Raw genomic sequence first — 20,587 nt, 5'->3', positions numbered from 1 at the left:
GCTCTCGCACAAAGCTTTGCTTTGTGCTGACGCGGCAGGCGGACCGTAGGTCCGCTGAGAGCGGGGGAGGTTAGGTGGGGGTCTAACTTCCCCCGCACGTACACCCGCCCCAAAAGCGTACGCCCCCGCACTTCACGCATCGCGAACCGCCGTACGCCGCAGTTCACGAAGCCAGACCCACTCCTTACGCACCCGCACTGGCACGTACACCCGCCTGCCGACGATGGTCCTTCGCAACACACCCCCCGCGAAGGCACCCTCCCGATGCGCAAGCCCGCCAAGCTCCCAATCGTCATCCGCATCCTGCTGGGCTTCTCCCCCTGGCTGCTGTTCGGCGCCATCCTGCCGCTTGCCGGACTGCTACCGGCCTCCCTCACAGCGCTAACGGCCAGCCTCGCCCTCTGCGTCCTCGACAAGCTGCGCGGTTCCTACAAGGCGCCGGAGTTGGTCGCTGCCGCCTTCTTCGCCGCCCTGCCGCTCTGCTCACCGCTGGGCTGGGACTGGCCGGTGCACAATCTCGGTCTCGCGATCCATTTGGCCCTCTCGGCCATGGCCTTCGGCAGCATCGCGATCGGCAGCCCCTTCACCCTGCAATATGCCCGCGACGACTGGCCCCGCGAGTATTGGCACCTGCCGCAGTTCGTCGCCGTCAACCGGCTGATGACGGCCGTCTGGGGCGTGCTGTTCCTGATCGGCGGCCTCGGCTTCGCCGCCCTGCCCGGCTGGGAGGCTCCGGTCTCCATCGGCGCCAGCGCGCTGGGCATGATCGCCAACCGGCTGCTGCCGAACTGGCTCGTCACCATGGGAATGCGCCGCCGGCTGGCCGAAGCCGATCCGCACCCCTGGCCGGCCCCGGCGATCCTGAACCGCAAGCGCACCGCACCGAACGAGCGCGATGTGGTGGTGGTCGGCTCCGGGATCGGCGGGCTGACGGCGGCGGCTCTGCTGGCACGGGCCGGGGCGCGGGTCACGGTTCTGGAGGCGCATGACCGCCCCGGCGGCTTCTGCACCAGCTGGACGGTCAAGGCGCGCAACCGCCGCGAACCGGGGGGCGAGCCCTTCCGCTACGTCTTCGATGCCGGTGTCCACGACATCAGCGGTGCCCAGCCCGGCGGCCCGGTCGATCATCTGCTGCGCTCGCTCGGCGTCCACGACCGGGTGGACTGGCAACCGGTCAGCCGCGGTGTGGTGATGAACGGCAGGTTGCTCCAACTGGCCGACGATGCCGACGGACTGGCAACCCAGATCGCTGCCGACCACCCGCCCAGCGCCGCCGGTGCCGCCGCCTTCCTGGCGGAGATGCGGGCGATCCATGACGAGATGTTTCGCGGCTGCGCTGACCGCGGCCTGCCCAACATCCCCGATTCGGTGGCGGCGATGCGCCGCTATGTGGCGGACTGCCCGCATGCCTTCCACTGGATGAGCCGCCCCTTTCAGGAGATGCTGGACCACTACATCCCCGACCGCGCCGGCCAGCGCCTGCTGACCGTGCTGACCGGCTATCTCAGCGACCGGGCGGACCTGCTGACCGCCGGTCAGATGGCGCCGATCTTCGGTTACTGGTTCTCCGGCGGCCGTTATCCCGCCGGCGGGTCGCAGGCGCTGGCCGACGCGCTGGCCCAGTCGATTCGTGCCGATGGCGGTGAAATCCGCCTGCGCACCTCCGTCACCCGCATCCTGATCGAGGACGGCCGCGCCGCCGGTGTCGAGACTGCCGATGGCCGCATCATCCGCGCCCCCGCCGTGGTCTCCAACGCCGACCTGCGGCGGACGATGCTGGAACTGGTCGGGGCGGAGCATCTGCCGGCCGCCTACGCCGCCCGTTGCTCGGCGCTGCGTCCCTCGACCTCCGCCTTCATGGTCACGCTGGGGCTGGACGTCGTTCCCGACCTGCCGGCGATGACGTTCCTGCCGTCCGATGAAGCCGGCTTCGGCATGGCCGTCGCCGTCCCCTCCACCCACGACCGCAGCCTTGTCCCCGCCGGCCATGCCGCGGTGACCTTGTTGCGGCTGGCCCCGGCCGATGCCGGTTGGAACCGCGCCGATCCCGCCTACAAGGCGCGCAAGCGGGCGGAGGGCGATGCGATGGTCGCCGCCGCCGCCCGCCTGATCCCCGATCTTGAACGCCACATCACCACCCGGCAGGAGGCGAGCGCCGCCACCTTCGCCCGCTACGCCCACACCAGCGCCGGTAGCATCTACGGCATCGCCCCCGACCAGCAACGGCTGACCCGCCGCAGCCCGATCCCCGGCCTGTGCCTGGCCGGGGCCGGCGTCTTCCCTGGTCCCGGCGTCGAGGCCTGCGTCATCTCCGGACGGCTGGCGGCCGAAGCCCTGCTGGGCAAGGAAAGCCTGAGGCCGGAAGCCCTGCGCGGCACCGCCGGGCAGGCCGTCCGCTCCACGGGCCTGCCGGTGGCGCAGATGGGGTGAGCCCAAGTATTCAAATCTGGTCCGCAAACCCCGCCAACGCCCGCACCTCGGCCGGGCTGCGTCCCTCGTCGCGGAGCGAGCGCAGGGACTGGGCGCGGTCGCGCTTGGCCAGCCGCTCGCCCGCCGCGTTCCGCAGCAGGCCGTGATGGTGATAGTCCGGCGGATCGTAGCCCAGAAGCGCCTGCAGCAGCCGGTGCAGGTGGGTGGCGAAGAACAGGTCCTCGCCGCGGGTGACCAGCGTCACGCCCTGCAGATGGTCGTCGACGGTGACGCTGAGGTGATAGCTGGTCGGCGTGTCCTTGCGCGCCAGCACCACGTCGCCCAGCAGTTCCGGCGTCGCATCCTGCCAGCCCCGCGCCCGGTCGTGCCAGCGCAGCGGCCCGGTCAGCCGCCGGGCGGCCTCCACGTCGAGTCGCAGCGCCCAACTGTCGCCACGGGCAATCCTCTCCGCCCGCTCCCCGGCGGAGCGATGACGGCAGGTGCCGGGATAAAGCGGCCCGTCCGGTCCATGAGGCGCCGCACCGGCCCGCGCGATCTCGGCGGCGATGTCCTTGCGGGTACAGAAACAGGGATAGAGCACGCCCAGCGACTCGAGCCGGGCCAGCGCCGCGCGGAAATCGTCGAAATGGTCGGACTGGCGCCGGACCGGACCGTCCCAGTCGAGACCGAGCCACGCCAGATCCTCGATCAGGTCGCGCTCGTATTCGGGGCGGCAGCGGTTGGGGTCGATGTCCTCGATCCGCAACAGGAAGCGGCCGGCGGCACTGCGGGGGGCGCTGCGGGCGGTGGTCCAGCCGAACAGCGCGGAATGGGCATGGCCCAGATGCAGGTGCCCGGTGGGGCTGGGGGCGAAGCGGGTGACGAGATCGCTCATCCCCGCTTTATAGCGGATCGCGCGCCGGACCGGGCGCGGGATGTGTCGGTCAGGCGGGACTTAGATGTAAGGCCAGATCAAATATAAGGATTGTCGCGGATCGGCTCGACCGGGATCTCTTCGCCTTCCAGATACAGCGCCAGACGGCGGCGCAGCTCGCGATCGAACGCGTCGATGCGGATCTGGCGCTCACGCTCCTCGCGTTCACGGCGCTTCTGGGCGAGGTCGATGATGACGGCGGTCATGGCGGACTTTCCTCGGGGTCGCTTCCGGCCGGTTCGGACCGGCGGGATCGGCTTGGATCAACGAGACCCACCATGGCGGCGTCATGGTTAACGAGCGGTAAGCGCACAAGGGAGGCGGCCGGACTTTCTGCCGATGTCATTGTCGATGTCACAGCCCCCGCGCGAAGGTCCGGATGGCGGTTTGCCGCCTATCCGGGCATGTCCACAGCGCGAAAAAGGTTACACATCAGTGAAGAAATTCGGCCGCACCGGGTCAAGATGTTGAGTCCGGCCCCCTGATCCACTATGTATCTGGTTGTCCCGGATCGCCATCCGGCCGCCGGGGCGGAGCAGAGACGACCCCGCGCACAAGCCGCACCAGTGTCGCGTGCCGGGATCCAGACACGTCAGACAACGGTTTCAGATAAGGGAGTGGCCATTGGCTCCACCACCCGATCACTGTCCGGCTCTGGTGCTGAACGCGGATTTCCGCCCGCTCAGTTACTTCCCCTTGTCGCTATGGTCCTGGCAGGAAGCGGTCAAGGCGGTCTTTCTCGAACGGGTCAACATCGTATCGCACTATGACCGGGTCGTCCGATCCCCAAGTTTCGAAGTCCGGTTGCCCAGCGTCATCTCGCTGAAAGAGTTCATCCCGGCCACGCGCCGCCCGGCCTTCACCCGCTTCAACGTCTTCCTGCGCGACCGCTTCACCTGCCAGTATTGCGGCCGCCCCTTCCCCACCCACGACCTGACCTTCGACCATGTGATCCCGCGGTCGCGCGGCGGTCGGACGACGTGGGAAAACGTCATCACATCCTGTTCGGCCTGCAATCTGGCGAAGGGCGACCGCCTTCCCCACGTCTGCGGCATGATCCCCCTCAGTCCGCCCTTCCAGCCCAGTGCCTACGAGTTGCAAGAGAACGGACGCGCCTTCCCGCCAAACTTCCTCCATGAAAGTTGGCGGGATTTTCTTTACTGGGACTCGGAACTGGACCCGATGTAGCGCGGTGCGGATGGGGGGACGGTGTCGCCCCCCTGCACCCGCCCGTTACACCCGCACCCTACACCCGCTCGGCCACCCAGATCACCGCCCGGGTGCCGGCCTTGATCGCCGCCGACAGAATCGGATAGCCCGCCGCGCGCTCCGCCTCGTTCTGCAGCCCGATGTCGCGGTGCTCGACCTCTTCCGCCTGGAACTTGCGGATGCTGTCGGTCAACTCCTGCTCCTCGGGGCCGAGATGCTTCAACTGCGCCTCGTAATGCTCCTCGATCACCTCTTCCACCGCGACGGTGCAGGCCATCGCCGCGCGCTCGCCCAGGATCGCGGTGCCGGCGCCCAGCAGAAAGCCGGTGACGTGCCACAGGGGCTGCAGCAGGGTCGGCCGCACCCGGCGGCGGTTCAGCTGCTTTTCGAAATATTGCAGATGGACCAGTTCCTGCTCCGCCATGTGGCGCAGGGTCTTGCCGTGGCGCCCCTTGCCCATGACGGCGATCTGGCCCTCATAGATACGCTTGGCGCCGTACTCGCCGGCATGGTCGACCCGGACGATGCGGGCCAGCCGCTCGCGCCGCGGCAGATCGCCGGGCATCGAACCGGGAAGAGATCCGGGCAGCGAGCCGGAACGGGAAACAGCGGAGGCAGACGTCGTTTCACTCACAATGCGGTCCTCGACACCGGGGTGCGGGTGTAGGCGATGCGTGCCGCGACGAAGGCGTAGGCCGCCAGCGCCAGCGAGATCACCACGTTGTAGCCCGCCATTGAGATCCCGAACAGCGACCACGCCACTTCGTCACAGCGGGTGACCGGGGCGGCCAACACCTGGGCGCGCAACGCCTCCAGCGAATTGGCCGGCGCCGACCCGCCGCAGGACGAGGTGCCGGCCCACCAATGCTGCTCCACCCCGACATGATAGGCGGCGATGCCGGCGCCGGCCAGCAGGGCCAACCCGCTCACCACCAGCAGCGCGTCGCCCAGCCCCTTCCAGCGGCGGAACAGCCAGGTCACCAGCCCCAGCACCATCACCGCCACATAGGGCCAGCGCTGCATGATGCACAGCACGCAGGGTTGGTAATCCAGCACGAACTGGAAGAACAGGGCCGACAGCAGCACCCCTGCGCTGGCCAGCGCCAGCAGCAGGGCGGCCACGCGGGGATCGTCGAAGACGCGGGACATGAGGGGCTTGGTCGTCATGGCCGACAAGGTAGCGCGTACTGGGCCGTTCGGCCAGCCGTCCGCGACACCCGCGCCGCCCCTGCGACGGCATGGCAGGGGCCACGGCCGCTGCGGGGAATAAGCGGCACCGCGGCGGCGTCCCCGACGCCTGGCGATGTCCGGACGGAGAAGCCCGGACGCCCCGTTCTTTTGCACTTTCCGTTTCCGGACTGTTGCGTTAGAAGAGGCGTCGCTGCGGGCGTGGTGAAATTGGTAGACGCGCCGGACTCAAAATCCGGTTCCGCAAGGAGTGTCGGTTCGAGTCCGACCGCCCGCACCACCCGATCCCCTCACTTGGGATCGCGCTTTCCGGCCGGATCAGGTTTCCGATCAGCCGGCCACCTTTTCGGCGAACTGGTCGAAGGCCTCGACCGCCTGGGCGGCATACATCACCGACGGCCCGGCGCCCATATAAACCGCCATCCCCATCGTCTCCATCACCTCGTCGCGACTGGCCCCCTGCTTCATCGCCGCTTCGGCATGGAAGGCGACACAGCCGTCGCAACGGATCGCCACCGCGATGGCAAGCGCGATCAGTTCCTTGGTCTTGGTGTCCAGCGCATTCGCCTTCAGCGCCGCCTGGGCCATTCCGGAAAAGGCCTTCATGACGTCGGGCGCACCGCCGCGCAGTTCACGGATGGCGCCGGACAGCTCACCGGTCATCTGCGGCCAGTTCTTGTGCATGGTCGTCTCCTGTTTTTGAAGGGCGCCCGCAGGACCATCTGTGCCCAGGCGGCACCGCCATTCATTGACAATAAATTAGAATATACTAATCTATAGGTCAAGAGCCGTCCGCGGCCGCCCTCTCCCCCTGCCCCTCCCCCCTTGCAAGGACCACGAACCATGTCGCTGTGCTCGCTTTTCCGCCGCCTGATTCCCGCTGCACCCTCGGATGGACAGGGCGCCGCCGGCCGTATCCAGCAGATCGACGCCGCGACCGCGATCCAATGGCAGTCCAAGGGCGAGGCGGTGATCGTCGACGTCCGCGAACCGCATGAACACGCCGCCGGCCATATTCCGGGCGCGATCCTGAATCCGCTGTCGCGGTTCGACCCGTCGCGCGTCCCGACCGACTCGGGCAAGCATCTGGTCTTCCATTGCCAGGGCGGCATGCGTTGCGGTCCTGCCGCCGAGCGCATGATGGCCGCCGGCCACACCGGCACCATCAACCGCATGCGCGGTGGTTTCGCCGCCTGGGTCAATGCCGGCGGCAAGGTGGAGCGCTGATCGGGCGGCGGGCTCGTCGAAGCCGCTGGCCTGCGCGTAACCGGGGACGTATGAATCCTTACGCCGCAGGCAAGAAGCAGAGACCACCGCATGAAGCCCGCCTCCCCCTCGACTGCCCCTTCCTCGATCATTGTTGATGAAGTCGCCCCGCAGAGCTTCACCCTGACGGTGATGTTCGACGGCCGGCGCTTCGACTGCGGCACCTACATCAACCGTGCGGCCGCGATGCAGGCCGGCCGCCTGTTCCTTCAGCGCAAGGAGGGCGAGGCGGCCAACGGCCGGACCAAGCGGAAGCCGGGCAAGACGTGATGCCCGATAGAATGCCGAACGACGATCGCCCCCGCATGGCCGCAAATCTCGGCGCCGCCATCGCCATCATGATCGTCCTGATGCTGGGCTACTGGCTGATGCACGCCCTGATGCGGCAGTCGAAGACCGAAGACTGCCTGCTGGCCCACCGTCGGTCCTGCGGCCCGGTCGAGGCGCGGTGAGCGACCGCCCCGGTGCGGGAGCCGCATGGGTGGGGCCTGGGTGGGTTCCCGCCCCCTCCACGCCCGTTGGGACGCTCCCGCATCAGTCGGGAAAGCCATCGCTCGGCAAGATGGTGCGGGCGGCGGGACTCGAACCCGCATACCAAGAGGTGAGGGATTTTAAGTCCCTTGCGTCTACCGGTTTCGCCACGCCCGCGCCCCGGACTCTGCCACCGCAATCCAGCCCATGCGACCGGATCCGTACGGCAAAGCTCATGTCCACGGAGCGGTCCCGCGCCGCGCGCGCAGATTGCATACCTCGATATGCAACGCACCGTTCCGTGGTCATGACTTAGACAATCGCGGGGCTGCGGGTCAAGAGGCCTTCGCAAAACCGCAGGCATTCCCATATCGAAGGAAGCGCAACTGGGAGACAGGCCCGGGACTGGGCCGGCATAGGGAGGGAGGCAGCGTGAGCGAGACGCAATGGATGTCGCTGGTGGCGCTGCTGATGGTCGCGGTCCTGGTGGTGCCGGCCGCCCTTCGCCGGAACCGCGGAGTCGTGCTGCGCAACGCCGCGCTCTGGCTGGCGCTGATCGTCGCCCTGGTCTGGGTCTATAACCGATTCGGACCGTTCGGCCTCTGATTAAGGACGGGTGTCCTCGTTCATCGTCATGATGCCGATTCCCATCGACACGCTGCCGAAGGTCAGCATCAGGCCGGCATAGAGCATCACCGTGGCGGTGATGCCGTAATCACTGTTGCCGATCAGCGTCGCCAGCTTGGCGACGTCGAACCACAAGAGACCGGTCGCCAGCACCACGGCGCCGACGACGCCGGCGAACAGATGGCGGAGAAGAAACAGCAGCGCTGCTTTCTCGAAGCTCTTCATGGCGGGACTCCCGCGGCAAAGCTGATTTGGATGACAATCTGTTAATGTAGGGCCTAAACGGTCCTCGACAATCGATCCGCCGACATAACCGTCATTTGGACCGGAGTCATAGCCCGACTACCCTTTCGTACCAATCGTGACGGTGGGCGTACCGCCCAGGCGGCGGACGATCTCCGCCAGCTCGTCGGTCGCGGCCGCCAATTCCTGCTCGTCGGTGCCGCGCAGGACCAGGCTGACGCCGAAGAAGCCGGCGCGGAAGTAAGGATAGCTGCCGATCTCCAGGGCCGGATGGCGGTCCTGCAGAGCGGACAGCTCGGCGGCGATCACCCCCTCCGCCAACTCGCAGGCCACCGTGCGGGCATGCAGAGCCGGCCCGCCGGCCAGCCGCGGCAGAATGCCGTCCAGCATCGCCCGCATGATGTTGGGCACGCCGGCCATGACGAAGACGTTGCCGATCTGGAAACCCGGCGCCTGGCTGATCGGGTTGTCGATCAGGATGCCGCCGGCCGGGACATTGGCCATGCGCAGCCGCGCCTCGTTCAGCTGGCCGGCGGCATAATGGCGCTCCAGCCGGGCGACCGCCTCCGGGTTGCGCTCCAGCGCCACGCCGAAGGCCTTGGCGACGCAGGCGGCGGTGATGTCGTCGTGGGTCGGGCCGATGCCGCCGGTGGTGAAGACATAGGTGTAGCGGGCGCGCAGCGCGTTGACCGCGGCGACGACCTCCTCCTCCACGTCCGGCACCACGCGGGCCTCGCGCAGCCGCACGCCGATCTCCGTCAGCTTCTCCGCGATGTGGCCGAGATTGGCGTCCTTGGTGCGGCCCGACAGGATCTCGTTGCCGATCACCAGGACGGCGGCAGTGGGATTTGCGGCAACCGGGTTTTCTGCGGCTTCGGACGTCATGGCGGTGCGGGTCTCCGTGGAACGCTCTTGTCGAGCGGGAAGGCCAAGGGTAGCGTCGCGGCCAAGATGCGCTTTCCCACCCCCCTTCTTCAAGGCCGCCTGATCCGCCGCTACAAGCGGTTTCTTGCCGATGTCCTGTTGGACGGGGTGGAGGTGACGGCGCATGTCCCCAATTCCGGCAGCATGATCGGGCTGGACCTTCCCGGCTCCGCCGTCTGGCTGTCGCGCTCCGACAACCCGAACCGCAAGCTGGCCTACACGCTGGAGCTGGTGGAGGCCGCCGCCCCCTGGGGCGAGGGGCTGGTCGGCGTCAACACCGGCCATCCCAACGCGCTGGTCGCCGCCGCCATCGCTGCCGGCACCATCCCGGAACTGGCCGGCTACGACCGGCTGCGGCGCGAGGTGAAGTACGGCCGCAACAGCCGCATCGACGTGCTGCTGGAGGACGATCCGGCCAAGCCCGCCGCCCGGCCTCCCACCTATGTCGAGGTCAAGAACGTCCACCTCCGCCGCCCCGAAGGCGCGTATGGTGACGCCGCCGAATTCCCCGACTGCGTCACCGCCCGCGGCGCCAAGCATCTGGAGGAGATGGCGGCAATGGTGGCCCAAGGCTGCCGCGCGGTCATGCTCTACCTTGTCCAACGCGGCGATTGTTCCCATTTCCGCACGGCGGCTGATCTCGATCCGGCGTATCATGATGGTCTGCGCCGCGCGCTGGATTCGGGGGTGGAGGCGCTGTGTTGGTCTTGCGCGATCACGCCCGAATCGATTGAATTGGACCGGCCGCTGCCGATCCGGCTTTAGGGCTGCGGCGGGCTCAAACATCCGGCTTTTGGTTACTTGGCATAGGGGCTTTCGTCTTGGAACAGGATCACGTCGAATCCAACCGCGTCCGTCTTCATGGTCCGGAGGGATTCGAAGGCATGCGCAAGGCCGGCCGTCTGGCCGCGCTGGCACTGGACTACATCGTCCCCTATGTGCAGCCGGGCGTCACCACGGGCGAGCTTGACCGCCTGCTGGAGCAGTTCATCCGCGACCATGGCGGCGTCCCTGCCCCGCTGGGCTATCGCGGCTTCCCGCGCGCCAACTGCATCTCGGTCAACCATGTCGTCTGCCACGGCATTCCCGGCGACAAGCGGCTGGTCGACGGCGACATCCTGAACATCGACGTCACGCCCATCGTCGACGGCTGGTACGGCGACAGCAGCCGCATGTATCTGTGCGGCGACGTCGGCGTGAAGGCGCGCAAGCTGGTCGACGTCACCTATGACGCGCTGATGATCGGCATCGCCGCGGTGAAGCCGGGCGCCACGCTGGGCGATATCGGCCACGCCATCCAGACCTTCGCCGAGTCCCACCGTTTCTCGGTGGTGCGCGATTTCTGCGGCCACGGCGTCGGCCGCGTCTTCCACGAGCCGCCGTCGGTCCTGCATTACGGCAAGCCGGGCGAGGGCCTGGTCCTGAAGGAAGGCATGATCTTCACCATCGAGCCGATGATCAACACCGGCCGCCCCGACGTGAAGATCCTGGGCGACGGCTGGACCGCCGTGACCAAGGACAAGTCGCTGTCCGCCCAGTTCGAGCATTCCATCGGCGTCACCGCCGACGGCGCGGAGATCTTCACCCTGTCGCCGGCGGGCTACACCAAGCCGCCCTACACGGTGGAGTGACGTCCAAGGGTCATCCGGGGTGATTGGCGGGCGCCGTCTCGGGGGATGCGGCGCCCGTTTCCGTATGAGCAAGCTTCAATATCCGGCCATGGTTGCCGGCAGGACCGCCACACTGCCGGGGTTCCCGAGCAGATGGGGCGCCGGTTCCAGGGTTCGGGCGGCGGCCAGCACCCCCTGGGGATCGAACCACAGCGTGACACCGGTGACCGCCATGCCCTCCACAAGGACGCGGTGTCGGCCGAAACGGTAAGCGATTTCCCGCGTGCGATCGGGCCAAAGCCGGTCTGACGAGCCGGGTCCCAGAATGCGCAGCGTGCTTCCCACGGTGGATTGCCCAACCGTCAACACGACCGCAGCCCCGGCGGCGACCCCGGCGGTCGGAGCCGCCATGATGGGCGTGCCGGTCTGCCTGGGTGGCGCCGCTTTCGGCTTGCGTTGCGGAATTGGAGAGGCGGCCGCCAGACGGGGCGGAGGCTGCTGCCGGCCCTGTTCAGCCGGCGCTGCCGCTGGCGGCGTCGGCATGGGGGATACAACCGGCACCACGGTCGGCGGAACAGGCAGAGGCTCCTCCGGCGTCGGCGCCATCGCCGGAGCCGTCTGCGTGACCGGAGGCTCCGGCGGCCTTGGCGCCTTAGCCGTCCGGACATCCGCCACCGGGCTTTGCGGGGCCGCGTCTGACGGCGCTTTCTCAGCCGGCGGCGGCTCTGCCGGGGCCGTTGGCGCCGTGCCCGCAGCCATGGCGGCGGACAGCCGGCCCCAAAGTGCGGCAACGTCACCGGACGCCGGTTGCTGCGGAAGCACCACCGCCAGCCCGACAACCACCAAGCCGGCGGCCGCAAGTCCGGCCGCGGCGAGGGCCGCCAGCCGCGGCCTGGACCTTATCCATCCGCTTCGGCGCCGGTCGCCTCCGGACGGAGTCTCCTGTCCGTCCGCATCGGATTGTCCGCTCCCGCCGTCCTCCGCCTGCACCGCGTCGCTCTGCGCTTCGGTCGGAGCGGAGGCTTTTGCCTCATCGCCCTGGGCGTTGGGGGAGGCGCGGCGCCGTTTTCCAGTTCCCGTCGCCATGGCGCCTCAGCCCGCTGTCCGCAGCATGGAAGGCGAAAGATCCGCGACGGGATGGATCCGTCCCTGGCGGTCGATCAATCGGGGCAGCACAGTAACCTTGTGAACGGGAAAATCGGTGAAGCTCGGATAATAGCGGTCGGTTCGGAACGCCATGCGCTCGACCAGATTTTTCTGATTGAAGAAGAAGTGAATGGTGTCGACCAGTTCGACCCGGGTCGTTCCATCCTTCAGCCGGGATTCGGCCTGCACCGCACGGAACGGGAAGACATATGTCACCTCGGTCAGGTTGCTGAAACGGTCGAACCGAGGTCCCGTCTGCGGGGCACCCAACATCCCCAGTACGTCGCTTTTGTTGGCGCCGATCATGAAGACATAGGACGGTTCGATGACGCCTGCCGTCGGCTGGCCACCGGTGGTGGTGCAGGCGGCGGTGACCAGCACCGCCGCCGCAACCGCCAGCTTGCCAGCCGTCCGCAAGCCGGTACGGAGATTGATATTCCCGAACATCGGCAACAGCGAAGCTCCGCCCTTACGGCACCGGCAGGGCGACCAGGGTGCCGGACGCCAGCCGTTCCTGCGGATCGAGCGACGGGTTCAGCCGGACCAGATCGGCCAGCGAAACACCGACCTTCCGGGCAACCGTTTCAAGCCGTCCGCCCCGCTTCACCTGATAGAAGCCGCGCACCTCCGGTCCGGCCGCATAGGCAACCGGCGCAGCGACCACCGGAGCGGCCATCACAGGAGCGACCGCCATCACCGGTGCGGCGACCACCGGAGTTGCCATCACCGTTCCAACCGTCACCGCGGCCGTCGGTACGACCGTTCCCGTAACGACGGGGGTGCCGTAATAGGCGACCTGCGCCTGGGCGGACGAAGCGGCAGCGACGACGGACAATGCCGCAGCGGACCATATGGACAAGCGCATCACATGCCTCCCTTACCCAGCCTAGCGGACCCGGTATACCGGCGCGGCATAGGTCGGAACCATGTAGGTCGGCATCGCGACAACCGGCGTGGCAACGACCGGCGCCGCCATCACCGGGGCAGCAACCACCGGGGAGGCGACCACCGGAGAGGCGACAACGGGCGCGCTCACCACCGGAGCCGCAACGACGGGAGAGGCGATCATGGCGGTCGGCGCAACGACCGTGGTCGCCATCACGGGAACTGTGACCACGGGCGCGGCCGCAACCACCGGGGTCGCATAGTAGACGACTTGAGCCTGAGCCGCGCCGGCCATACCGGCCACCAGCAACGTTGCACAAGCGAGTGCCTTCATCATCTCAGCCTCCTATCTGCAGCGCCGGGTGGTCAACGGACGTAGTAGACCGGCGAACCGGCGACCGGAGCGGCCATCACGGGAGCGGCCATCACAGGAGTGGAGATGACGGAGGTTGCCATAACCGGGGCCGCCATGACGGGTGCGGAAACCACCGGAGTGGCCATGACGGGGGTGGAGACGACCGGGGACGCCATCACAGGGGTCGCCATCACAGGGGTCGACACGACCGGGGACGCCATGACCGGAGCGGTCATGACCGGGCTGGCCACAACCGGGGAAGCCATGACTGGAGTGGCCATGACTGGGGTGGCCATAACCGGAGTGGCAACCACCGGAGTTGCAGTAACCGCGACGCCGGCAACGGTCGAACCGTTCGTGGTCGTACAACCGGCCAAGCCGGCGGAAACGAAAAGGGCAACAATGATTGGCATACGCATTGGTTAATTCCTTATTAGCCGTTCATCATTGGTTGCCCCTTTTGGGCGACCACTTATGAGAGGCACTATTCCACGATATCTGGTTTTCGGGAACGGCTTTCGGACAATCTAAAATCATCATTTTGATTACAGGGCAGACACATAAAATTAGAGGTAATTTCATCGCTTCCGCTGCCTGCCACTTGTCCTCAACGGCTTTACTCCGATCGCTTCAATCCCTGTGCCTTGCAGAAAATGCCTACCGGGCCAATTAGGAATGACTGGGAATATTTGTCCCGACACCCGGCAAAACCTGCCGCCCGGCTGCATTGCCTAAGGACTATGATGTTATCGGACAAAACAACATCCAACCAGTATCGCTAGGCTTTCTCTTTTTCCGGCCACTGGCTCCAGTTGGCATCGTTTTTGTTTGGCTGCTTCCAAGGAGGTACTCGCTATGCAAAGACTTGCTGCACTGGCGATGGCCATCGCCCTTTCCATACTGACGCTCGAACCGGTTTTCGCCGGATGCGGCCCGGCCGGCATCCAGCTGCTGCCGACCAGCACAGCATCGACGGTGAAGATCACCATCCGGACCTCAAGCGGCCAGCCCGCGTTCGGGACGGGCTTCATCTGGGACAGCGATGGCCACATCGTCACCAATGACCATGTCGCCACGGTCGGAGACCTGCACATCGTCACCCTGGCCGACGGCGAGCACCGCGCCGCCCGGATCGCGGCCCGTGCGCCCGACCAGGATCTGGCGCTGTTGTCCGTCGATGGTCCCCTTCCTCCGGCAGCACGGCGTGCGCCGGCCGGCAGCCTGCAGCCGGGCGACTCCGTGCTGGCGATCGGCAACCCGTTCGGTCAAGGGACCACCGTCAGCACCGGCATCGTCAACGGCTTCGGCCGCGAGGTCATCACGGCACCGGATCGTCACATGATGGGGATGGTGGAGACGACGGTGCCGTTGCGTCCCGGCAATTCCGGCGGTCCATTGCTGAGCTGCCGCGGGGAGGTCGTCGGCATCAACACGGCGGCGGTGCAAACCGCACCCGGCGGCTCGACACTGGGCTTTGCCATCCCGATGGAAATCGCCGATGCGGCGGTCGCGCGGATGTTGCGCGCCGACACCGCCGTCGTTGCGGCACCCGATTTCGGCTCGCGGTTCCCTGCGGAATCCGGAACCGTGCAGCGCGGATCGGCCCGTCCGGGACTGGGGCTCTATGTGGTGCCCGGCGGCAGCGCCCTTGTGGTCCAGCAGGTCGTCCCCGGTTCCCCCGCCGCCCGCGCCGGAGCAATGCCGGGAGACGCCATCATCGAGGCCAATGGCCGCATGGTCTCCTCGCCGGAGGAATTGCAATCCCTCGTCCACGACGCCACCGTAGGCACCATCGCGGTCCTGAGAATCCTCCGCTCCGGAGTTGCCCTCGACATGGCCGTACGGATCACGCCGGTGGTCTTCTCTCCATAGCGGCGGCACCGGGCGACGCCACCGTCAGCAACCCCCTTGGGGATCCAAGACCAGAAACGATCAAGGGCCCGGCAATTGCTTGCCGAGCCCTTGAAGAAACTGGTGCCGCAACAGGGATTTGAACCCCGGACCTACTGATTACGAATCAGTTGCTCTACCCCTGAGCTACTGCGGCGTCGTTGTGGCGCGGAACATAGCGATGTGCTCCGCTGGATGCAAGCGGTGAATTTCGGAAAAATCGACCGCTCCTCCTCAAGCCTGCCATGCACCCGAACGCCTCATCCATGCTGCCGGATCACCTCCAGGAAGGCGTCGGCGTAGCGTTCCAGCTTGCGGCCGCCCACCCCCGGCAGATGGGCGAAAGCGGCATGGTCGCGGGGACGCTGGGCCACCATCTCCAACAGCGTGCTGTCGTGGAAGATCACATAGGGCGGCACGCTCTGCGCCTTGGCCAGCGCCGTCCGGCAGTCCTTCAGCGCATGCCACAGCGCGTCGTCGGCCGCCGACAGCGCACCGCGGGCGCCGGAGCGCGACACGCCCTCCCCGCTCGATCCGCCGCCGATGGACCCGCCCCGCGCGGTGTGGCGGCGCAGGGCGTCGTGGACGCCACGGCGGCGCTCCAGCACCGGGTCCTTGCGCAGCTTCACCACCCGTTGACCCTTGATGACGGCAACCCCGGCATCGGTCAGGCGGAAGCCGCCATAGCCCTCCAGATCGACGGTCAGCAGCCCGGTCGCCACCAGCTGGCGGTAGACCGACTGCCATTCGACCTTGGTCAAATCCTTGCCGACGGCGAAGGTCTTCAACTGGTCATGCTGCTGCTGCACCACCTTCTCGGTGGCATTGCCGACCAGCACGTCGATCAGGTGACCGGCGCCATAGCGCTGCCCGGTGCGGTAGACCGCCGACAGCGCCTTCTGCGCGGCGATGGTGCCGTCCCAGGTCTCGACCGGATCCAGGCAGGTGTCGCAGTTGCCGCAGGGCTCCGGCAGCGTCTCGTTGAAATAGTTCAGCAGCACCTGACGGCGGCAGTCCGATGTCTCGCAGAAGCCCAGCAGGGCCTCCAGCTTGCCGCGCTCCACCCGGCGGTGGCTGTCGCCGGCCTCCGACTGTTCCAGCATCTGGCGCAGCATCACCACGTCGGCCATGCCGTAGGCCATCCAGGCGTTGGCGGGCAGGCCGTCGCGGCCGGCGCGGCCGGTCTCCTGATAATAGGCTTCCAGGCTCTTGGGCGGGTCGAGGTGGCAGACGAAGCGGACGTTCGGCTTGTCGATGCCCATGCCGAAGGCGACGGTGGCGACCATCACCAGACCCTCGCTCTTGATGAAGCGGTCCTGGTTGGCCTCGCGCACCTCGGCCGGCAGCCCGGCATGGTAGGGCAGAGCCTCGCGGCCTTGGCTGTTCAGCCAGGCGGCGACATCCTCCACCTTGTTGCGAGACATGCAATAGATGATGCCGGCGTCTTCCGGGTGGTTCTCGCGCAGGAAGGCCAGCATCTGCTGGCGCTCGCTCTTCTTCGGCACCACGCGGTAGGTGATGTTGGGCCGGTCGAAGCTGGACAGGAAGACGCGGGCGTCGGTCAGCCCCAGCTTGTCCTTGATCTCGGCGCGGGTCTGCACGTCGGCGGTGGCGGTCAGCGCGATGCGCGGCACCATCGGGTGGCGTTCGTGCAGGATCGATAGCTGCAGATATTCGGGGCGGAAGTCATGCCCCCACTGCGACACGCAATGCGCCTCGTCCAGCGCGAACAGCGCCAGCCGGGTGCGGTCAAGCAGATCGAGGAAGCGCGGCGTCACCAGCCGTTCCGGCGCGACATAGACGAGGTCGATCTCGCCCTGCACCATCGCCCGCTCTACCTCCCGCGCCTCGGCCGGGCCGAGGGAGGAGTTGAGGAAGGCGGCGCGCACGCCAAGCTCCCGCAGCGCCGTCACCTGATCGCGCATCAGGGCGATCAGCGGCGAGACCACCACCGTCACGCCGTCGCGCACGAGCGCCGGGATCTGGTAGCACAGCGACTTGCCGCCGCCGGTCGGCATCAGCACCAGCGCGTCGCCGCCGCGCACCACATGGTCGATGATGTCGGCCTGCTGGCCGCGGAAGGAGTCGTAGCCGAACACCGTCCGCAGCGCGTCGAGCGCCGTGGCCGGCCGTTGACCGAGGGCATCGTCCGACGCACCCGGGTTGCTGTAGGAAAACAACGAATCCACGCCGATGCGGTTCAGGAAAGTGGTGCCGGAGATCCGGCTTGTCGTCTCAACGCCCCATCATGTGGCACAGATCGCCCCCGCGGCAAAGCCGCAAAGGGACACGCCCGGGAACAAAGGTCGGACCCGCCCGGGCACCACCACACATTGGTGTGAAACAGTGGCGCCCGCTCATCGTCCGCGTGTAAACTGAAAACGGCGGATGGGTGGTCCATCCGCCGTTTCAGAAGGAGGAAGGTGGCATGAAGAAGATGCCGTTCTTCCTGGTGCTCCAGTGGCGGAGATGGCGGATCGAAATCCGCTTGATCCACCGCTAAGCATCGGGAGCGTGCCGGCGGGTGCGGGAACACCTGCCGGCCACCTCCGAAAAATATACAGCCGCACGACCCGATTTTCAACGCGCGGTATTGGCCGCTACAGCAAATCCCGCAGCATCGCCACCAGCGGCACGTCGGCCGGCGGCATCGGATAATCGCCCATCCGGTTCGGGTAGACCCAGGCGAGTCTCTGCCCCTCCTGCGGCATCACGTCGCCCTCCCACACCCGGCAGACATAGAGCGGCATCAGCAGGTGGAAGCTCTCATAGCTGTGCGAGGCGAAGGTGAAGGGCGCGAGGCAGCTTGCCGCCGTGTCGATGCCCAGCTCCTCCTTCAGCTCGCGCACCAGTGCGGCTTCCGGCGTTTCGTCGGCATGCACCTTGCCGCCGGGGAATTCCCACAGCCCCGCCAGCGACTTGCCGGGCGGGCGCTGGGCCAGCAGCACGCGCCCGTCGGCATCGACGAGCGCCACCGCGACGACCAGCAGCACCGGCAGCGAGCCGGGTGCGGGGGTGGAGCTGGGATCGAAACAGGCGGTCATCACTCAACTCCGGTGGCGGTCAGCTCCGATAGCTGCCGTTGATGTCGATGTAGCCGTGCGTCAGGTCGCAGGTCCACACCTTCGCCGTGCCCTTGCCCAGGCCGAGGTCGATGTCGATGTCGATCTCCTTGCCCTTCATGTGGTTGGCGACCGGCGTCTCGTCGTAACCGGGGACTTCCATCCCGTCGGCGCAGATCAGGGTGCCGCCGACGGTGATCTTGATCAGGTCGCGGTCGGCGCGCTCGCCGGCGCGGCCGATGGCGGCGACGATGCGGCCCCAGTTGGCGTCCTCGCCGGCCACCGCGGTCTTGACCAGCGGCGAGTTCGCCACCGTCATGCCGATCCGCTTGGCGGCGGCGTCGCTGTCGGCGCCGCGCACGGTGATGGCGATGAACTTGGTCGCCCCCTCGCCGTCACGCACCACCTGCAGCGCCAGATCGAGCAGCAGATCCTCCAGCGCGGCGCGGAACTCCGCCAGCTCGGCGGTATCGGCGCTCGTCACCGGGGTGTTGCCGGCCTTGCCCGTCGCGAACAGCAGCAGCGTGTCGCTGGTCGAGGTGTCGCCGTCGACCGTGACGGCGTTGAAGGTGCGCTCGGTGAATTCCGACAGCATGTCCTGCAGCGCGGAGGCGGCGATGGCGGCGTCGGTGAAGACGAAGCCCAGCATCGTCGCCATGTCCGGCGCGATCATGCCGGAGCCCTTGGCGAAGCCGGCGATGGTCACCGTCGTCCCGCCGATCTTGGCGGTGCGCACCGAACCCTTCGGGAAGGTGTCGGTGGTCATGATTGCGCGGGCGGCCTTCTCCCACGCGGCCGAATCGGCTTTGAGGTTCGGTGCCATCGGCGCCAGACACTTGCCGATGGCGTCGGCGGCCAGCGGGATGCCGATCACCCCGGTCGAGGCGATATAGACCTCGTCGGGGGCGCAGCCGGCCAGATCGGCGGCGGCGGTGACGGTAGCCTGCACGGTGGCGTCGCCCGCCTTGCCGGTGAAGGCGTTGGCGTTGCCGGCATTCACCACCACGGCGCGAGCCGAGCCCTTGGGCAGGCTGTCGCGGCACCAGATCACCGGCGCCGAGCAGGTCAGCGACCGGGTCAGCACGCCCGCCACGCTGGTGCCGGGATCCAGCACGGCCAGCAGCAGATCGTCGCGGCCCTTGTATCGGATGCCGCTGTTCGCCGTGGCGATGCGCACGCCCGCGATGGGCGGCAGCGTCGGGAAGCTGGCGGGAGCCAAGGGGGAGAGGGTCGTGGCCATGGAGGGGATTCCCGTGGTGGGGAGTGGTGGTGTGGTGGTGGGGGCAATACGCCCCCCGTTCCCTTACTTCTTCGCCGGCTCCGCCGGAGTGGCGGGCGCGGCCGGGGTCGCCGGAGCGGCGGCCGGCTCTTCCTTCGGCATCGGCGAACCATCGATCTGGAAGGTCTCGACCTTCGCCTTGCCGCGCAGCTCTTCGACCAGGGCGGTGACGATGTCCTTCGACAGCGCCTGCTCCAGCTGCGGCTTCACTTCCTCAAGCGTCGGCTGCGGCTGGGTGCGCTTGTCCTCGACCTTGATGATGTGCCAGCCGAACTGGGTCTTGACCGGCTCCTTGCTGACCTCGCCCGGCTTCATCGCGAAGGCGGCGTTGGCGAAGGGCTCGACCATCGCGTCCTTGGTGAAGTAGCCGAGGTCGCCGCCCTGGGCCGCGGCGGCGGCGTCCTTGGACTTCTCCTTGGCCAGCTTGGCGAAATCGGCGCCCTTCTTCAGCTGGGCGATGATGGCCTTGGCCTCGTCTTCCTTCTCGACCAGGATGTGGGCGGCCTTGACCTCCTCCTGCGCCGGGTTCTCCTTCAGGTAATCCTGATAGGCCTTGTTCAGCGCCTCGGGCGTGACGCGGGCCTTGATTTCCTTCTGGATGTAGGCGCGCTGCACCGCGCGCTCCTCGGCGCGCTTGATCTCGTCCTTCACCTCGGCCGAATCGGCCAGGCCGGCCTTGTAGCCGGCCGAGGAGACCAGCTTGCCGCTGATCAGCTGGTCGATCACCGCCGGATAGATCATCTCGATCGGCATCTGCTGCACCTGGGGCGGCAGCTGCGAGACCATGCGGGTGACGTCCGACTTGTGCAGCTCCTCGCCATTGACGCGGGCGACCACCGGATCGGCCGGGGTGGAAGCAGCCGGAGCGGCGGCCGGCGCCGAAGCGGCCGGAGCGGGAGTGGCGGGCGCCGGCGTCTGCGGGGCAGGCGTCTGGGCGTGGGCGGCCAGCGCGATGCCGCAGGCGGCAACCGACAGGAGCGCGGTGCGGAACACTCGTTGAACCATGGCGTGTCTGTTTCCTTCCGGCGGATGCTTCGCAACAAATGGGCGGCCGATGGACCGGCGCCCGTTTCGCATGGTCTGCGGCAT

At 67.5% G+C, this 20,587-nt stretch carries 25 protein-coding genes and 3 tRNA genes; 11 read left to right on the top strand and 17 right to left on the bottom strand.

All coding sequences use genetic code 11. The features are described 5' to 3' along the window. Positions 1–264: 264 nt before the first annotated feature. Entirely contained in the window at positions 265–2,430 is a 2,166-nt protein-coding gene (locus tag TSH20_RS23145) for an NAD(P)/FAD-dependent oxidoreductase (protein WP_109157497.1), read from the top strand. Between the two features lie 10 nt (positions 2,431–2,440). Here the strand turns inward: TSH20_RS23145 and gluQRS are convergent, their stop codons facing one another. Together gluQRS and TSH20_RS35360 are read right to left on the bottom strand one after the other, a co-directional pair. Next, positions 2,441–3,304 carry a tRNA glutamyl-Q(34) synthetase GluQRS gene (gene gluQRS, locus TSH20_RS23140; protein WP_109157496.1) on the bottom strand — a complete coding sequence of 288 codons (864 nt, stop codon included), beginning with the start codon at positions 3,302–3,304 and terminating at the stop codon, positions 2,441–2,443. A 77-nt stretch (positions 3,305–3,381) separates the two neighbouring features. Beyond that, positions 3,382–3,549, bottom strand: a complete 168-nt coding sequence (locus TSH20_RS35360; RefSeq protein WP_014248815.1) for a hypothetical protein — start codon at positions 3,547–3,549, stop codon at positions 3,382–3,384. Between the two features lie 418 nt (positions 3,550–3,967). On the opposite strand from TSH20_RS35360, the gene TSH20_RS23135 reads away from it, so the two are divergent. Beyond that, on the top strand, positions 3,968–4,531 hold the full coding sequence (locus tag TSH20_RS23135) for an HNH endonuclease (protein WP_042688610.1): 564 nt from the start codon (positions 3,968–3,970) through the stop codon (positions 4,529–4,531). Positions 4,532–4,589: 58 nt separating this feature from the next. On the opposite strand, the gene TSH20_RS23130 is transcribed toward TSH20_RS23135, so the two are convergent. Together TSH20_RS23130 and TSH20_RS23125 are read right to left on the bottom strand one after the other, a co-directional pair. Further along, positions 4,590–5,117, bottom strand: a complete 528-nt coding sequence (locus tag TSH20_RS23130; RefSeq protein ID WP_109157495.1) for a demethoxyubiquinone hydroxylase family protein — start codon at positions 5,115–5,117, stop codon at positions 4,590–4,592. Positions 5,118–5,182: 65 nt separating this feature from the next. Beyond that, positions 5,183–5,701, bottom strand: coding sequence for a disulfide bond formation protein B (locus TSH20_RS23125; RefSeq protein WP_109157499.1), 519 nt, complete (start codon positions 5,699–5,701; stop codon positions 5,183–5,185). A gap of 234 nt (positions 5,702–5,935) precedes the next feature. On the opposite strand from TSH20_RS23125, the gene TSH20_RS23120 reads away from it, so the two are divergent. Next, a tRNA-Leu gene (locus TSH20_RS23120) sits at positions 5,936–6,020 on the top strand. A 50-nt stretch (positions 6,021–6,070) separates the two neighbouring features. Here the strand turns inward: TSH20_RS23120 and TSH20_RS23115 are convergent. Further along, positions 6,071–6,424 (bottom strand): carboxymuconolactone decarboxylase family protein, encoded by a 354-nt coding sequence (locus TSH20_RS23115; RefSeq protein ID WP_109152239.1) that lies wholly within the window; start codon positions 6,422–6,424, stop codon positions 6,071–6,073. Between the two features lie 159 nt (positions 6,425–6,583). Here TSH20_RS23115 and TSH20_RS23110 point away from each other — a divergent pair, with 159 nt between their 5' ends. The 3 genes from TSH20_RS23110 (at position 6,584) to TSH20_RS35050 (ending at position 7,458) form a co-directional block, all read left to right on the top strand. Continuing rightward, the gene (locus tag TSH20_RS23110) at positions 6,584–6,967 is read left to right on the top strand and encodes a rhodanese-like domain-containing protein (RefSeq protein ID WP_109157494.1); all 384 of its coding nucleotides are present in this window, start codon (positions 6,584–6,586) and stop codon (positions 6,965–6,967) included. 90 nt (positions 6,968–7,057) lie between these two features. Beyond that, complete coding sequence (locus TSH20_RS23105; RefSeq protein ID WP_109157493.1) at positions 7,058–7,276, top strand: hypothetical protein; 219 nt, start codon at positions 7,058–7,060, stop codon at positions 7,274–7,276. A gap of 11 nt (positions 7,277–7,287) precedes the next feature. Then, positions 7,288–7,458: a hypothetical protein gene (locus TSH20_RS35050; RefSeq protein ID WP_158282048.1), complete on the top strand. Its 171-nt coding sequence runs from the start codon at positions 7,288–7,290 to the stop codon at positions 7,456–7,458. 111 nt (positions 7,459–7,569) lie between these two features. On the opposite strand, the gene TSH20_RS23100 is transcribed toward TSH20_RS35050, so the two are convergent. Continuing rightward, a tRNA-Leu gene (locus TSH20_RS23100) sits at positions 7,570–7,654 on the bottom strand. Between the two features lie 255 nt (positions 7,655–7,909). Here TSH20_RS23100 and TSH20_RS35355 point away from each other — a divergent pair. Then, positions 7,910–8,083 carry a hypothetical protein gene (locus tag TSH20_RS35355; RefSeq protein ID WP_169055020.1) on the top strand — a complete coding sequence of 58 codons (174 nt, stop codon included), beginning with the start codon at positions 7,910–7,912 and terminating at the stop codon, positions 8,081–8,083. Here TSH20_RS35355 and TSH20_RS23095 read toward each other — a convergent pair whose 3' ends face one another. Further along, positions 8,084–8,329, bottom strand: coding sequence for a hypothetical protein (locus tag TSH20_RS23095; protein ID WP_109157492.1), 246 nt, complete (start codon positions 8,327–8,329; stop codon positions 8,084–8,086). A gap of 117 nt (positions 8,330–8,446) precedes the next feature. Next, positions 8,447–9,232: a molybdopterin-binding protein gene (locus TSH20_RS23090; protein ID WP_109157491.1), complete on the bottom strand. Its 786-nt coding sequence runs from the start codon at positions 9,230–9,232 to the stop codon at positions 8,447–8,449. Between the two features lie 66 nt (positions 9,233–9,298). On the opposite strand from TSH20_RS23090, the gene sfsA reads away from it, so the two are divergent. Together sfsA and map are read left to right on the top strand one after the other, a co-directional pair. Then, positions 9,299–10,036, top strand: coding sequence for a DNA/RNA nuclease SfsA (gene sfsA / locus TSH20_RS23085; RefSeq protein ID WP_109157490.1), 738 nt, complete (start codon positions 9,299–9,301; stop codon positions 10,034–10,036). A 56-nt stretch (positions 10,037–10,092) separates the two neighbouring features. Then, the gene (map, locus tag TSH20_RS23080) at positions 10,093–10,902 is read left to right on the top strand and encodes a type I methionyl aminopeptidase (RefSeq protein ID WP_109157489.1); all 810 of its coding nucleotides are present in this window, start codon (positions 10,093–10,095) and stop codon (positions 10,900–10,902) included. 75 nt (positions 10,903–10,977) lie between these two features. Here the strand turns inward: map and TSH20_RS23075 are convergent, their stop codons facing one another. The 4 genes from TSH20_RS23075 to TSH20_RS35350 form a co-directional block, all read right to left on the bottom strand. After that, positions 10,978–11,292, bottom strand: a complete 315-nt coding sequence (locus tag TSH20_RS23075; RefSeq protein ID WP_109157488.1) for a hypothetical protein — start codon at positions 11,290–11,292, stop codon at positions 10,978–10,980. A gap of 681 nt (positions 11,293–11,973) precedes the next feature. Beyond that, complete coding sequence (locus TSH20_RS23070; RefSeq protein WP_146205470.1) at positions 11,974–12,480, bottom strand: hypothetical protein; 507 nt, start codon at positions 12,478–12,480, stop codon at positions 11,974–11,976. A 16-nt stretch (positions 12,481–12,496) separates the two neighbouring features. Then, positions 12,497–12,892: a LysM domain-containing protein gene (locus tag TSH20_RS34720; RefSeq protein ID WP_146205469.1), complete on the bottom strand. Its 396-nt coding sequence runs from the start codon at positions 12,890–12,892 to the stop codon at positions 12,497–12,499. 21 nt (positions 12,893–12,913) lie between these two features. Continuing rightward, positions 12,914–13,249, bottom strand: a complete 336-nt coding sequence (locus TSH20_RS35350) for a hypothetical protein (protein WP_199232137.1) — start codon at positions 13,247–13,249, stop codon at positions 12,914–12,916. A gap of 102 nt (positions 13,250–13,351) precedes the next feature. On the opposite strand from TSH20_RS35350, the gene TSH20_RS23055 reads away from it, so the two are divergent. Next, positions 13,352–13,693 carry a hypothetical protein gene (locus tag TSH20_RS23055; RefSeq protein ID WP_109157485.1) on the top strand — a complete coding sequence of 114 codons (342 nt, stop codon included), beginning with the start codon at positions 13,352–13,354 and terminating at the stop codon, positions 13,691–13,693. Between the two features lie 429 nt (positions 13,694–14,122). Continuing rightward, positions 14,123–15,139 (top strand): trypsin-like peptidase domain-containing protein, encoded by a 1,017-nt coding sequence (locus TSH20_RS23050; protein WP_109157484.1) that lies wholly within the window; start codon positions 14,123–14,125, stop codon positions 15,137–15,139. Positions 15,140–15,239: 100 nt separating this feature from the next. On the opposite strand, the gene TSH20_RS23045 is transcribed toward TSH20_RS23050, so the two are convergent. The 5 genes from TSH20_RS23045 to TSH20_RS23025 form a co-directional block, all read right to left on the bottom strand. Beyond that, a tRNA-Thr gene (locus TSH20_RS23045) sits at positions 15,240–15,314 on the bottom strand. A gap of 103 nt (positions 15,315–15,417) precedes the next feature. Next, positions 15,418–17,346: a DNA helicase RecQ gene (gene recQ, locus TSH20_RS23040; RefSeq protein ID WP_109157483.1), complete on the bottom strand. Its 1,929-nt coding sequence runs from the start codon at positions 17,344–17,346 to the stop codon at positions 15,418–15,420. Positions 17,347–17,757: 411 nt separating this feature from the next. After that, positions 17,758–18,201 carry a (deoxy)nucleoside triphosphate pyrophosphohydrolase gene (locus tag TSH20_RS23035; RefSeq protein WP_109157482.1) on the bottom strand — a complete coding sequence of 148 codons (444 nt, stop codon included), beginning with the start codon at positions 18,199–18,201 and terminating at the stop codon, positions 17,758–17,760. A 19-nt stretch (positions 18,202–18,220) separates the two neighbouring features. Then, a complete protein-coding gene (argJ, locus tag TSH20_RS23030) occupies positions 18,221–19,459 on the bottom strand; it encodes a bifunctional glutamate N-acetyltransferase/amino-acid acetyltransferase ArgJ (protein ID WP_109157481.1) in 1,239 nt (412 codons plus the stop codon). Positions 19,460–19,522: 63 nt separating this feature from the next. Beyond that, positions 19,523–20,503 (bottom strand): peptidylprolyl isomerase, encoded by a 981-nt coding sequence (locus tag TSH20_RS23025; protein ID WP_109157480.1) that lies wholly within the window; start codon positions 20,501–20,503, stop codon positions 19,523–19,525. Positions 20,504–20,587 lie beyond the last annotated feature (84 nt).

It is taken from the genome of Azospirillum sp. TSH20 (assembly GCF_003115935.1).
Taxonomy (GTDB): Bacteria; Pseudomonadota; Alphaproteobacteria; order Azospirillales; family Azospirillaceae; genus Azospirillum.
The sequence above is the reverse complement of the archived record's forward strand: the minus strand, read 5'-3'. Positions and strand labels throughout refer to the sequence as shown.

What these genes read in the sequence shown, in the direction of transcription:
- TSH20_RS23025 (WP_109157480.1), bottom strand. Translation starts at nt 20,503, where the DNA reads ATGGTTCAACGAGTGTTCCGCACCGCGCTCCTGTCGGTTGCCGCCTGC.
- TSH20_RS35360 (WP_014248815.1), bottom strand. Translation starts at nt 3,549, where the DNA reads ATGACCGCCGTCATCATCGACCTCGCCCAGAAGCGCCGTGAACGCGAG.
- TSH20_RS23125 (WP_109157499.1), bottom strand. Translation starts at nt 5,701, where the DNA reads ATGTCCCGCGTCTTCGACGATCCCCGCGTGGCCGCCCTGCTGCTGGCG.
- TSH20_RS23095 (WP_109157492.1), bottom strand. Translation starts at nt 8,329, where the DNA reads ATGAAGAGCTTCGAGAAAGCAGCGCTGCTGTTTCTTCTCCGCCATCTG.
- TSH20_RS23105 (WP_109157493.1), top strand. Translation starts at nt 7,058, where the DNA reads ATGAAGCCCGCCTCCCCCTCGACTGCCCCTTCCTCGATCATTGTTGAT.
- TSH20_RS23145 (WP_109157497.1), top strand. Translation starts at nt 265, where the DNA reads ATGCGCAAGCCCGCCAAGCTCCCAATCGTCATCCGCATCCTGCTGGGC.
- TSH20_RS35350 (WP_199232137.1), bottom strand. Translation starts at nt 13,249, where the DNA reads ATGATGAAGGCACTCGCTTGTGCAACGTTGCTGGTGGCCGGTATGGCC.
- sfsA (WP_109157490.1), top strand. Translation starts at nt 9,299, where the DNA reads ATGCGCTTTCCCACCCCCCTTCTTCAAGGCCGCCTGATCCGCCGCTAC.
- TSH20_RS23055 (WP_109157485.1), top strand. Translation starts at nt 13,352, where the DNA reads ATGACGGAGGTTGCCATAACCGGGGCCGCCATGACGGGTGCGGAAACC.
- argJ (WP_109157481.1), bottom strand. Translation starts at nt 19,459, where the DNA reads ATGGCCACGACCCTCTCCCCCTTGGCTCCCGCCAGCTTCCCGACGCTG.
- TSH20_RS35050 (WP_158282048.1), top strand. Translation starts at nt 7,288, where the DNA reads ATGCCGAACGACGATCGCCCCCGCATGGCCGCAAATCTCGGCGCCGCC.
- TSH20_RS34720 (WP_146205469.1), bottom strand. Translation starts at nt 12,892, where the DNA reads ATGCGCTTGTCCATATGGTCCGCTGCGGCATTGTCCGTCGTCGCTGCC.
- TSH20_RS23110 (WP_109157494.1), top strand. Translation starts at nt 6,584, where the DNA reads ATGTCGCTGTGCTCGCTTTTCCGCCGCCTGATTCCCGCTGCACCCTCG.
- gluQRS (WP_109157496.1), bottom strand. Translation starts at nt 3,304, where the DNA reads ATGAGCGATCTCGTCACCCGCTTCGCCCCCAGCCCCACCGGGCACCTG.
- TSH20_RS23130 (WP_109157495.1), bottom strand. Translation starts at nt 5,117, where the DNA reads ATGCCCGGCGATCTGCCGCGGCGCGAGCGGCTGGCCCGCATCGTCCGG.
- TSH20_RS23075 (WP_109157488.1), bottom strand. Translation starts at nt 11,292, where the DNA reads ATGGCGGCTCCGACCGCCGGGGTCGCCGCCGGGGCTGCGGTCGTGTTG.
- TSH20_RS23090 (WP_109157491.1), bottom strand. Translation starts at nt 9,232, where the DNA reads ATGACGTCCGAAGCCGCAGAAAACCCGGTTGCCGCAAATCCCACTGCC.
- TSH20_RS23035 (WP_109157482.1), bottom strand. Translation starts at nt 18,201, where the DNA reads ATGACCGCCTGTTTCGATCCCAGCTCCACCCCCGCACCCGGCTCGCTG.
- TSH20_RS23115 (WP_109152239.1), bottom strand. Translation starts at nt 6,424, where the DNA reads ATGCACAAGAACTGGCCGCAGATGACCGGTGAGCTGTCCGGCGCCATC.
- TSH20_RS23050 (WP_109157484.1), top strand. Translation starts at nt 14,123, where the DNA reads ATGCAAAGACTTGCTGCACTGGCGATGGCCATCGCCCTTTCCATACTG.